Below are 11,142 nucleotides of genomic sequence, written 5' to 3' on the forward strand. Positions count from 1 at the left end.
AGGGTGGGGGCCTGGATGGAACGAGCTCGAGCTGTGACCGGCATCGCCGGCTCCTCTCCGTGCCGGCGCCCTCGATCGTGCAGGGGCAGGCGCTAAAGTACATCACGTTTGGCTAATAGGCAACGTCAGTGCCCGTGGGGGCGCCTTCGGGGAGGGGCGGATCACCGCCCCTCCCCGAAGGCACCCCCACGTGAGCGGTCAGTGCGCGAGGGCAAAGTCCTGGTCCGTGCCCGAGTTCTTCGCGCGGAGCTTCTTGTCGCGCGCCCGCTGAAGGCTGCCGAATGTCTCCTGCCCTTGCTTCTTGAGAAGGTGAGGGATCCGATTGGCCGGGATTCCCACAAGAGGGGACTCGCTGAGAACAGAAAGGAGGTCGGATTCGGTCTGGTCGGTGTAGTCGGCGGCGATCAGCGCCTCCACGGTTGGGAAAACGTCCGCGTGCCGCTCGGTCTTCAAGTCGATGAGGTGATCCTCCTTCCCGCCCAGGCTCCAGCACCAGAGGAAATTTTCGGGTGCATCGTCCACAACCAGCCGACGAAAGCGGCTGATTTCCTTGGTGTAGCAGTAAAAACGGACTCCCGGCGAATTCCTCATGATGCGCGTCCAAGTGAGGAGGTATTCATCGGAAAAGAACTCGCCTGAATCATGCAAGCGAATCCACTTTCCGGCGTATCGCTTATGGCTGAGTTCTTCCGTCATTCGCCTCTCGAACTCTTCGGGGGCGTCCCGGCAGAGGAGAAGATTTCGAATGTGAGCTGCGCGGACATTCTTGAACCGGTACGTGCCGACCCGGGCATAGCACAACTGGGCGCACACGCCCGCCTGGGGGCAGACGTTGAAATGACTGCCGTCAGGCATTTCGATCACAAAAGCCGGAAGCGTCCAGTTGAATACGCCGATCCTCCTCAGGTCCGAGTTCTGGGTGAGGAGCCGCTTGGGCTTGGTGCTGCCGGTCGTGTTGTTCTCAGACATCTCGTTCCTCGTGCTTCGAAGGGGAGGAGTGGGTGGGTGAAATGCCGGGGCAGCCGACATGGGGGCGGACGCACGCGTGGATTCCCAGCGCGGTCACGCCGCCGTCGGCTCTCGCGAGCACGGCGAGTCCTTTGGCGATGGCGGTGCGCGCACTGCGCTGGTGGTGGCCGCCGTACTGCGCGTCGTCGCCGTGGCTGGCGATCAGGTCGGCGGCTCGCGCCGAGACGCGCGCAATCTCGAACTCCGGGAGGTCCCGGAACTCGGCGATGCACAGCGGAACCATGAACAGCAGCCACGTCACCCACGCCGGTGACGCCGAAGTCGGGGCGTCTTTGCGGACGTCGACGACCCGGCCGAAGGGGCCGTGTGCGTCAGGGGTGGGCTGGGGGGCCGGCTCGTGCTGCACAGGTTCTTTGCCGGCGGAGGGGCCGGGTATTGCTGTCGTCATGGTGAGGTGTCGCTTCATGCAGGGCGCCCCCGGCTGCATCAGCCGGGGGCGCCAGTGGGCAAGGGGGGAGCGCGATCAGTCGCCGCGTGCGAGGCAGCCCGCGGCGTGCGCGGGGGAGGTACGGAGGCGGGGGGATCCCCCGAGCGTGTCGCGGGCCTGGAGGAGGTAGTCGCCCAGGTCCTCAAGGGAGTTGATTTCCTCGGCGGGAACCGGCGCGCCGCACCGCTCGCACGGGGCGAGGAGGTCGAAGACGAGGCGGCGGCGGTCGTCGTAGCTCGCGAGGAAGGTCAGCGTCCTGTCCGCGAAGGGGATGGACAGCGCCACCGCGGGGAAGTGCTGGCCGTCCGCGACGAGCGGATGGATGTCGTCGTCCTTGGCACGGATGCTGACCGGGCGGTTGAGGGAGCGCAGCGAGAGGCGGTGGCGCAGCACCGCCTCCACCCAGTGCAGTTCGGCGTCCTGACTGTGGAGGGCCGGGTCCGGGCCGATCTGAGCGGGCTGACCGGTCCGGGCGCGCTTCACCGCGGCCGTAACGGCTGCGTTCTCGACGTAGTTGAAGGGCTTCTTCATGGTGCTCGGCATGGGGTCTCCGAGAAGGGTCAGGCCCGTGATCGGCACGCTGGCGCGTGTCAGGGTCACCAGGGCTGGAGTCGATGGCCGCGAACTGCGGCTCCGGCCGGCGGGGTCTTCCCCGTCCGACACGCACCACAATACATATTGAAAGACGAATACGCAACGCATCGCTTGAAGTGACGGCCGCCCAGCTGCTGCTCCTGGGAGAGCAGCAGCGCGGCCGGCCGGTGGACGCCGGACTACGCCGGCGAGGCGGTGAGCTGTCCGACCTGGTCGAGCAGGAGCTGGGCCCGGGCGAACGCGGCTGCCTTGTGACCGTACGACGGAACGACCAGGTGCATGGTCTCGTGAGCCAACGCGCGGTCCGCTTCCTCGCGCGTCGTCACCAGCTGGAGGTTGACGGCCATCAACGGCACCTTCAGCCGCGCGCTCTTCGGGCCCAGATACACCTGGGCTGCGTAGTGCGAGAGGAACGGCATGCCGCTGATCGACGCGTACGCCGCGAGGTCCAAGACGAGGTGGAAGTCTCGCTGCGAGACGGAGGCGAACTGCTTCGCTCGCCGGCGCAGCCAATGCACGTCGACAGGCAGGTTCCGCTCGTCCTCCGGCAGCGGGCTCCGCAGTTCGGCGTGCCGCTGCTCCGTTACCGGGTGGGCTCGATCTGCCATGTGCTTCCTCCTCTCGGGCGCAGTCTGGACCTTGCGTCGATGCCGGTCGGCATGCGGCCGGCGCAGCGAGACCTCCCGGTTCCTCTGCGCGGCCGCCGGGGCCTCGAGGCCATCATGCCAACACGCCCCTTGCTCGCCTCTTCGGTGCCGGCGCCGGGACCCTCATGCGTACCGTCCATGCCATGAGTCGGCGTCCAGGCGCTTGAGCGCGGCGTCCTCGTCGGGGGCGAGCCGGTTGGTGAAGTCGTCCCAGTGGATCAGCTGCTCCAGCTCAGGGCCGTCGGCCGGCTCGATGCGTGCTCGCTGCCCACTGGTCAGGTCTATCTCCACCCCGTCGTCGACAAGGGTGCCGCGAGCGCAGGTCAGGGAGCGCCGGCGGGTGGCGTTGAGATTGAACAGGTAGCCGCCGCCGTTGTCCTCGCCGCCAACCAGCGGCCGGATCCACAGAACCTGCTCTGGCTCATCCTCGTCCTCGACCCGGTGGTGCCGGGCGAGGGCGGCGCGGAAGACCTCCGTCCCGTCCGGGTCCCACACGATCAGGCGCGCGCCGGCGTCCACCGGGTCGCCCGTGGGGCTGTGGTTGCCCGCGACCAGGTCCGAGAATCGCTGTCGCCACTGCTGTGTCATTCGATCGCTCCTTGTCAGCTGTAGTCGTCGGTCGTGCACAGGACATCCTCAACGGCCTTCCCGCCCATGTGGGTGATGCCACGTGAGGCGAGGGAAGCGAGGATGGTGGTGCGCTCCGCGGCGGTGTGGCACACGATCCGGCTGGGCGCCTCCGCTCCGAACAGGTCGAGCCCGTTCCTGAACATGACCTCGTTGCCGGCGGCGGAGAATTTCGCGATCTTCATCGGGTCGCGGGTGATCGCGCTCTCGTTGTAGTTGTGGTGCGCGGGGTTGATGGCGCCGAAGTGGTCGCCGTTGTAGGCGTAGTAGTCACTGCGTCGCATCAGCACGCTCGGGTCGTCCCAGATCAGCATGCCGCCGCTCGGCTGACTGGGAGTCTTCTTGACCCGCAGGAACACGCTGTTGGCGCCGCCAGTCATCTTGTCGGCCTGCTCGCTCATGCCGAGTCCGCCGCCGATGCCCATGACGGCCCGCTTCTCCGTGGAGGCCAGTACGCCGGTTCCCAGGAGACTGGCGAGCGCACCGCCGTGGAGACCATGGGTCAGGGACCTCCCCTTGAACGCCCCCTGAATCTCGGCCTGCTTCCCCGTCACGTCGAAGCGAGACCACGTCAGCCACTTGCCGGACGTCGACGGTGTCGGCTCGTAGCCCGGGCTGGCCGCCAGTGCGGCCCCGTCCGAGAATCCGGAGGCCTTGGCCACGGCGTCCCGGACGACCTCAACCTTCATCGGCAGCACCTTGTGGGCGGCCTCCAACTGGATCCGCTTCATCGCCGTCTGCAGGGCCCCGCTGTCGAGGCCCATGAGGGTCTCCATCCGCTGGTGCACGATCTCCTGGACCTGAAGGTCCTGAAGTCCCTGAGCCGTGTCCATGGCCGCCTGCATGCCGGCGGCCCCACCGAGCCCCTGCGCCTGGATGTTGTTCGACAGGTACGTCCACTCACCCTCGGCCGCGGTCATCGGCTTGTTCATCAGGTGCAGTTGCTCCAGGCGCTCCACGAGGTCCTTGCCGTGGCCGGCGCCGGCCGGGGCGTGGACTTCGAGCTGCCCGCGAAGCGAGAACTCCGTGTGCTTCGGGTCGTTGTCCTTGTACGGGCGGTAGACGGCGGTCCAGCCGTCCCCCATGTCGATCTCGTACTCGGTGCCGTTGGCGGAGCTGCGGGTGACGCCGTCCCAGGACGACTGGCCCGTCTCCGGGTCGAGGGACGCCTTGATCCGGCTGGCCTTGCGGACCGTCGCGGCGAGCGTGCCGGGCTCCGGCTCCCCGTTGGGCACCGGTATCTGCTTGGTGACCATCTTGGTCTCGGTCACCTCGTAGGCGTCCATCCACGGCATGACCGACCCGCCGTTGTCGATCTTGTCCTTCACGACGTTCAGCTGGTCCATGTAGTGCTGGGCCATGGCCTTCTCGTCGTCGCTGATCGACGGGTCGCTCAGGACGGCGGACACCGCGTCGACGGCCGCCTGGTGCTTGGCGATCGACGCATCCGACATCTCGGAGCCGGTCTTCAGCTTGTGCTGCACCGAGCTGACCGCGGTCTTGGTCAGCTCGGCCAGCTTCTTCTCCTTGTCGAGGTCGAGGCGCTCCTTGACCTCCTCCTCCACCTGGATCTCCTCCATGTGGGTGCCGGGGATGCTCAGCGCGTCGAGGAGCTTCTCCTCGGCCTCCTCGGATATGTGCGTGAGCAGCACCTCCCGCGGGCCGTCCGGCGAGTCATAGGCGACCAGGGTGGCTTCGGAGTTGATGAAGTCGTCCCCGCCCACGAGGAGCGGCGTGCCGGTCGGCTCGCCGACGGGGGGCGCGGCCGGCACCGGCGTCAGCGGCGGGTCCGTCTCCTCCTCTTCCTCCTGGACCTCCTCGATGTCGTCGGCGTGGAGCAGTCCAGCCTCCTCCGCCGGCGCCTCCTCAGCGCTGCCCTGCAGCTCCCCCTCGGCCGCGAGGCCCTCGGGCTCGGCCGAAGCCTCCTGGAGTTCCTCCTCGGGTCCGGTAGCGGACACGTCAGGCTCAGGTGCGGGTTCGGCGCCCGGAAGCGCGTCGAGCTCCGCCGGAGCGTCCTCGGCAGCGGGAGCTTCCGCAGGGAGAGCAGGTTCGGCAAGCAGCTGAGAGAGATCCAGCTCCTCGGGCTCGGGGATGCCCGTGCCTCCCGCGGCCGCGCCCGTGAGGTCGGTCCCCTCGGCCGCATCCGGCGCTCCGGTGATGTCCGGCGGCGCGGTGGGTGCCTCGGCGAGCGCGGTGGGGCTGACCGCGTAGCTCTGGTGGCTCGACTTGGATCCGGTTCCCATCAGCTACCACCGCCGTGCTTGAGGGAGGCGCCGGAGGGCAGACCCATCTGCTTGACGAAGAAGTCGGCGAAGTTCTGACGCAAGTTGTTCTTCCTCTCGACTGCGTGGTCCAGGAACGCCGTGGCGATCTGGGCGTGCGTGACCTGGGACTGCGGGACTTTCAGCGCCTTGGCCGCCTTGCTGCGCATCTGCGGCACCCACGCCACGCCGGCCTTGACGCCCTCGTGCGCGGTGGAGTGCAGGATCGAGCGCAGCTGTGCATCCGGCATGGACTCGAACTTCTTGATCACCGGGTGCGCGGCGGCAGGACTGATCTTGACGCCCTTGGCCAAGCCGCCTCCCAGGGCTGCTTGGTAGAGCTTCTGGTGGATCGGGGTGAAGCCGCCTCCGCCGCTGGGGGCGTAGTCGACCGATAGCTTGTCCAGGCCGTAGTGCTTGAAGGCCTGCCCGCGATCAATCTGCACGAGGCCGCCCGAGGGCGTGGCCAGCCAGTTGTCCTGGTGACCGTCGTGCTCGCCGACGAACCAGGAGCCCACGTGCGACCGGACGATCGCGTCGACCTGGGACTGCGTCCACTGGCTCGGGCTGGAAGTGAACGGCTTGGCGTCCTTGAGCAGCGGCTGGATGGAACCGGCCGTGCCGTCGGCCTTCTTGTGGTGGTACACCGGCACTGCCGGCACGCCGCCCAGCGACAGGACTTGGGACGCGGCGGCCTCGGTGTGGCCCAGGGCACCGCCGTGGTTGTGGTCGGCCTTGAACATCCACTGCGAGCCGTCCGGGCCGGCATGGACGGTCTTGGCGTACGTCCCGCCGAGATTCGACACCTTGGTACCCGCGCCGAAGGACCAGCTAGCGACCTCCTTGGGATCGATGTAGGCCGGGACGTCCTGGCTGGTCGCCTTCGCTTGCTGGACCTCGGCCATCAGCGCCTGGATGTTCGCGTTGAACGACCCCGGCTTCGGCGCCTTCGCCGGCTTCGCTGCGGTTGCGGCCGGCTTGGGCGTGGCGGTCGCGCCGTTCTTCGGCAGCTTGCTCGCCAGGGCCTGGACCGCCTCGTCGGAGGCCAGACCCCCATCGGGCTTCGCCGAAGGTGCCACGGCGGCTGCCGACTTGGCGGCCTTGGCCGCTTCCTTCTTCGCGACGTCCGCGTTGACCTTGTCCTTGATGGCCTGCTGGTCGTACTTCTTGTTGAAGCTCGCGGCGATGTAGTTCTGGACCTGGGCCCGCGTGGCCTTGCCGTTGTTGTCCATCCCCAGCTCGGCCGCGACGGTGCGCAGGTCGGCGAGCTTCTGCTTCCCGGCCCACGTCTTGAAGTCGCTGGTGATCTCGTTGGGCTGGAGGTACTTCCCCGGTCCGAGGGCCGGGTGCTCGGCGTACGGGGTGTCGCTGGCACCGCCTTGCTGGGTGTAGGCGTACCAGCCGTTCACGCCCGTCTGCATGTCCCGGACGTCACCGGCGTTCTTCGCCCACGCGGCGATCGCCTGCGGCGCGCCCGGATCGCCCGCAGGCGGCAGGTTGAGCGGCTGGTCCCCACCGGGAGCCATCGCAACGTGGGCGGCATAGCCGGCGTCGAGGTTCGCCAGCTGCTCCTGCCTCTTGGCCGCCAGGGCCTTCAGCGACTCCACTTCGCTTTCCGGCGTGGAGGGCCGCATAAGTGCCACGAGCTGGTGACCACCGAGGTGCTGCGCCTCGGTCTCGCTCAGCTTCCCCGAGGCGAGAGCCTCCTGCACCAGCGGCTGGACGTCCTTCGGCGCCACGTACGTGTGATGGAGAGCTTCGTCGACCACCGCCTTGGCCTCGGCCTTGGCCTTGGCCAGGTCCTCGCCGAGCTCAGGACAGTCGGCCGACGCCAACTTCTGCTCGGCGGCCAGCATGGCCTGCAGGGCCTCGGCCCTCTGCTCCTGAGACTGTGGCCCGTAGGTCTTCTTCACCTCGTTCCAGGCTTCGATCGACGCGGTCACCGCCTGGGCGGAGGCCGCGACCTCGTCCGGCGTGGCCTTCCAGGCGCCGCCGCTGAGGGGCGGCTCGGTTCCCTCGAGCTCGTGCAGGTCAGCCAGCGTCATTCCGCCGACCGTCTTGCCGGCGAGCAGCTCGTTGTACCGGTTGAGAGCGGCGGCCTGGATCTTCGCCTTGGACGGGATGTCGCCCGGGTACGCGGGGTCGAGCCAGTGAACCAACGGGTGCTGGCCCTTGCCGGACAGGCCCACCAGCGCCGGGTGTTCGAAGCCTTTGGCCTCGGCGATCTCGCGCAGGTCGTCCTCGTCGAGCGAGTTCAGGTAGGCGAGGGTCTGCGCCTTCAGCGCCTTGGTATGGGCCTCAATCTCCTCGTCGGAAGCGCCCGCCTCCTTCAGCTTCTCGATGGCCTCCTGAGCCTGCTCGACCTGGCCGACGAAGGCGTCGTACCGCTCGACGGGGTCCGTCGGGACTTCGTCCTCGGGGTCGAGGGCGAACGGCGGGTCGGTGATCTCCTCCATGAGGTTCATCGCCATCAGGAGGTCGGCCTTGGCCTGGACTTCCTCGTCGGACATGGGCTGCGCCGGCGCTTCGGCCACCACGTCGTCCGCCTCGGACGCGGTGGTGGGCCCTACGGCGTAGGAGGCGTGCGAGGACTTGCTGCCCGTGCCCATCAGCTGTCACCCCGCAGCGGGAGCGCAAGGATGACCTCGGCGAGCAGTGCATCCAGGACGAGGTCGGCGGCGTGGGTGAGGTCGAGCGCGCCATCGGGAACGTCGACGGGCTCAATCGCGCACACGCCGCCGGACTGCGCGATCCAACGTTCGATGTCCAGGCTGGTCGTAGGCGCGCTCAGGCGCTCTCGCCAGGGGTCGGCAGCCTCGTAGACAAGTGGGACCCAGCGCACGACCGGTGCGGACTGCTGCTGGCCCTCGTCGAGGCCGAGAACGGCGACGGGGTCGACCGGGAGGCCGAGCGCGGGGTGCCAGACGAGCAGGATCCACAGGCGCCAGGCGGGAGCGGCCGTCGGCGTCTGCGTCGTCTCGGCATCAGGGTGGTTGGTGTCGGTCGTCATGGAGGCTCCTCCCGTAGGTGCTTTCACCTGCTACAGGTGTGGGAGGAGCCGCCGGTGTGACAGTGCGGGCGAAGAAGTTTCAGCGGTTCGGCAGGAGCGAGGCCATGTACTGGACCGTGGCTGCGAAGGCGTCCTCGCTTCGGGCGTGGACATCCTCGCGGCCGTTGGGGGTCATGATCGCGCCGTGCAGGGCGTACTGATGGGGGTTCTGGGAGATCAGGGTCAACCGGGGACCGAAGATCTCGGCCATCTCGGCGATGCGGTTGGCTCGGGACAGGCCAGTGAGGAAGACCGGCATGTCCTCGGGCAGATGCTCGGCAAGCCAGTGCAGGCCGGGCCGCTCCCAGCTGTCCCAGTCGGCGTTGTCGCGGACGGTCTGCACGTTGATGGCGATGCCCGCCGGCTGGGTGTCCTCGATCCAGGCGAGATAGCGCTGGAGATCTTCCAGCCGGAACCAGTACACGTTCGGTACGACGTTCACGCCGGCCTCGGCGAACTCCTGGGCGAGCATCAGGCTGCGGCGCATGTTCAGCAGGTGCTCGGTGCGGGGCCAGTCGCCGTAGATGCTGTAGTTGCACGAGAGCACCAGGTCCCACTCCTGCTCAGCTATTCGCTCGACGAGCCTGTCGCGTTCGCGGCGGGTCCAGAAGGCCTCGACGAGGGGGTCCTCGCCGTAGCCGACAAGGACGGCCTTTTGGTGTTCCCCGAGGGCGAGGGCCTGGCGTGCGGTCTGCTCGGTGAAGCGCTTGTAGAGCGTGTGGGTGTCCGGGGAGAAGACGCGCCGCAGTCCGACCCCGTAGGCCGGCCAGTTCAGGCTGGTGTCGAGCTTGGTGATGGCGCTGCCGTCAGTCATGGGAATGAAGGACGGCAAGCCGGTGGGCAGGGTGCTTTCGACGGTGATGTCGTCAAAGGTCAGGGTGCCGCCGACGTCGGCCATCCACCCGGCTATGTCGGTCCGGCTCCCGCACCGGATCGGGCACTTCCGGGTCACGCACGCGTTCGCCGGAGCGTCAGCTTCGGCCGCCGCGCACCCGCAGAACCGGCAGTCGGAGTTCTGGCCGGTGCACAGCGGCTCGACAGTGGCCGGGCCTCCCCGACCGTCAGGGCCGGCGTAGAAGGCGCAGCTGTTGCAGTCGCAGCCCCGGCCGGGCAGGGGCACGCCGACGGTCGGGATGGGCAGGGAAACACTGGTCATGCGGCTTCGCTTCCTTCGTTCATCGCGTCGTGGTCTGTCTGGTCGCCGGCGGGGACGTCGTCAAGGTGGGTACTGAGCTCGCGCAGGGCGAGACGCAGGGAGCCGCGGTCGTATCGCGCGATCTCCTTGCCGGCTCGGACCTCGACCAGCAGGCTGCGGATTCCGTCCAGGGCGGTGCGGATCGTGTCGGTTTCCACGGCCGGGCGACTGGGGGCGGCGTCGGCCGACAGCTCCGCCGTGCCGGCCTCGGCCGCCGGCGCCGGTGCCGGCTGCGACGCACCGACCGCCACCGAGACCTCGGCCGGTCCTTCCTGGCCGAATGCCGACGGGGCGGCGTCGTCATCGCCGTCCTCGGATTCCTCCTGAGCTTCTGAGCTGCTCAGGACCCGGGTGAGCTTCGCCCGGCGGCCGGCGTTCGCCGCGTCCTGACGCTCCTCGGCTTCGGTGATGATCTCTTCTGGGTCAAGCTCGGGCTCCTCCAAGCCGACGTTCACGGCGGTCGGCAGCAGGTGGAGCCGCTTGGAGGACTTCAACGCGGCCCAAATGCCCTCAGCAGCCTGCGCCCGGCCATTGCGGAGCTCGGCGAACTTGATCCGCGTGTTCAAGCGGACCGCCGCCTCGTCCATCTCCTCGGTGAGGTCACGCGGCAGCGCGCGGAACGCACGCACGAGCTCGCCGGCCTTGCGCTCGTTGAGCTGCAGCCCGAGCCGGTCCAGCACCTCGCTCCAGGGAGCGGCACATGCGCTGTCGGTGCCGCGGATCTTCTCCAGGGCGTAGAACCGCTCTGCCGGGTCAGGAATCGCGTAGACCTCCTGGGGCACGGGCTTGCCGGCCTTGAGGAGCTTGCCGACCAGGATGGCGCACCGCTGGTACAGCAGGGCGGCGGCCTGCTCGCCGGGCCGGAGAGGCTCGCGCGCGAAATTTTCGACGAAGCGCCACATGTGACGCTCCTCTTCGGACAGGGGACCTGGGCAGACCACGGCGGGCAGGGCCGCGAAGTGCGGGTTGTCCGGCCGGTTGACGGCGCCCCAGCGCATCGCACGCAGTCGGCGCTCCCCCGTGACCAGACGGATCGTCGGCGCCTTCCCGTCGACGACGATCTCCTCGGCCAGGACCGGCTCCAGGAGGCCGATGACGGACATGGAGGAGATGAGGTCGGCGAGCTCGGACGGAGGCAGGGAGTCGGAGGGGTTGCGGGCGTGGGGCTCGGTGAAGGGTGCGCCCTGGCCGCGCAGCGGCAGCATCTCGAACCGCCGCTGCCGCAGCTTGACGCTGCGGTGCAGGATCTCGGTGAGCCGGATCATGCTCCCGCCGTCGGGCGGAGCCTCGAGCGAGGTACTGGTCATGGTGCT

At 68.5% G+C, this 11,142-nt stretch carries 10 protein-coding genes; all 10 read right to left on the minus strand.

The annotated features are described in order from the left end of the window. Positions 1-198: 198 nt before the first annotated feature. Positions 199-969, minus strand: a complete 771-nt coding sequence (locus IE239_RS10660; protein ID WP_024127001.1) for a GP88 family protein — start codon at positions 967-969, stop codon at positions 199-201. Continuing rightward, a complete protein-coding gene (locus tag IE239_RS10665; protein WP_229878013.1) occupies positions 962-1,417 on the minus strand; it encodes a hypothetical protein in 456 nt (151 codons plus the stop codon). Before IE239_RS10665 ends, IE239_RS10660 begins: the two co-directional genes overlap by 8 nt. Positions 1,418-1,492: 75 nt before the next feature. Next, on the minus strand, positions 1,493-1,999 hold the full coding sequence (locus IE239_RS10670; RefSeq protein WP_190149015.1) for a hypothetical protein: 507 nt from the start codon (positions 1,997-1,999) through the stop codon (positions 1,493-1,495). Positions 2,000-2,229: 230 nt separating this feature from the next. Further along, entirely contained in the window at positions 2,230-2,658 is a 429-nt protein-coding gene (locus IE239_RS10675; protein ID WP_024126979.1) for a hypothetical protein, read from the minus strand. Positions 2,659-2,820: 162 nt separating this feature from the next. Continuing rightward, a complete protein-coding gene (locus IE239_RS10680) occupies positions 2,821-3,285 on the minus strand; it encodes a hypothetical protein (RefSeq protein WP_024126978.1) in 465 nt (154 codons plus the stop codon). Between the two features lie 14 nt (positions 3,286-3,299). Continuing rightward, positions 3,300-5,567, minus strand: a complete 2,268-nt coding sequence (locus tag IE239_RS10685; RefSeq protein WP_190149016.1) for a hypothetical protein — start codon at positions 5,565-5,567, stop codon at positions 3,300-3,302. Further along, on the minus strand, positions 5,567-8,194 hold the full coding sequence (locus IE239_RS10690) for a hypothetical protein (RefSeq protein ID WP_024126976.1): 2,628 nt from the start codon (positions 8,192-8,194) through the stop codon (positions 5,567-5,569). Before IE239_RS10690 ends, IE239_RS10685 begins: the two co-directional genes overlap by 1 nt. Beyond that, a complete protein-coding gene (locus tag IE239_RS10695) occupies positions 8,194-8,595 on the minus strand; it encodes a hypothetical protein (protein WP_190149017.1) in 402 nt (133 codons plus the stop codon). Before IE239_RS10695 ends, IE239_RS10690 begins: the two co-directional genes overlap by 1 nt. Positions 8,596-8,674: 79 nt before the next feature. Continuing rightward, positions 8,675-9,790 carry a DUF4417 domain-containing protein gene (locus IE239_RS10700; protein ID WP_024126974.1) on the minus strand — a complete coding sequence of 372 codons (1,116 nt, stop codon included), beginning with the start codon at positions 9,788-9,790 and terminating at the stop codon, positions 8,675-8,677. Continuing rightward, positions 9,787-11,136: a ParB/RepB/Spo0J family partition protein gene (locus IE239_RS10705; RefSeq protein WP_024126973.1), complete on the minus strand. Its 1,350-nt coding sequence runs from the start codon at positions 11,134-11,136 to the stop codon at positions 9,787-9,789. The genes IE239_RS10700 and IE239_RS10705 overlap by 4 nt, the downstream gene beginning before the upstream one ends. Positions 11,137-11,142: the final 6 nt, after the last annotated feature.

Origin of the sequence: Streptomyces humidus (assembly GCF_014649655.1) — a bacterium.
In the GTDB taxonomy this organism is placed as follows: Bacteria; Actinomycetota; Actinomycetes; order Streptomycetales; family Streptomycetaceae; genus Streptomyces; species Streptomyces humidus.

Excerpts from the sequence above, each read along its gene's own strand:
- IE239_RS10660 (WP_024127001.1), bottom strand. The coding sequence starts at position 969 with ATGTCTGAGAACAACACGACCGGCAGCACCAAGCCCAAGCGGCTCCTC.
- IE239_RS10665 (WP_229878013.1), bottom strand. The coding sequence starts at position 1,417 with ATGACGACAGCAATACCCGGCCCCTCCGCCGGCAAAGAACCTGTGCAG.
- IE239_RS10670 (WP_190149015.1), bottom strand. The coding sequence starts at position 1,999 with ATGCCGAGCACCATGAAGAAGCCCTTCAACTACGTCGAGAACGCAGCC.
- IE239_RS10675 (WP_024126979.1), bottom strand. The coding sequence starts at position 2,658 with ATGGCAGATCGAGCCCACCCGGTAACGGAGCAGCGGCACGCCGAACTG.
- IE239_RS10680 (WP_024126978.1), bottom strand. The coding sequence starts at position 3,285 with ATGACACAGCAGTGGCGACAGCGATTCTCGGACCTGGTCGCGGGCAAC.
- IE239_RS10685 (WP_190149016.1), bottom strand. The coding sequence starts at position 5,567 with ATGGGAACCGGATCCAAGTCGAGCCACCAGAGCTACGCGGTCAGCCCC.
- IE239_RS10690 (WP_024126976.1), bottom strand. The coding sequence starts at position 8,194 with ATGGGCACGGGCAGCAAGTCCTCGCACGCCTCCTACGCCGTAGGGCCC.
- IE239_RS10695 (WP_190149017.1), bottom strand. The coding sequence starts at position 8,595 with ATGACGACCGACACCAACCACCCTGATGCCGAGACGACGCAGACGCCG.
- IE239_RS10700 (WP_024126974.1), bottom strand. The coding sequence starts at position 9,790 with ATGACCAGTGTTTCCCTGCCCATCCCGACCGTCGGCGTGCCCCTGCCC.
- IE239_RS10705 (WP_024126973.1), bottom strand. The coding sequence starts at position 11,136 with ATGACCAGTACCTCGCTCGAGGCTCCGCCCGACGGCGGGAGCATGATC.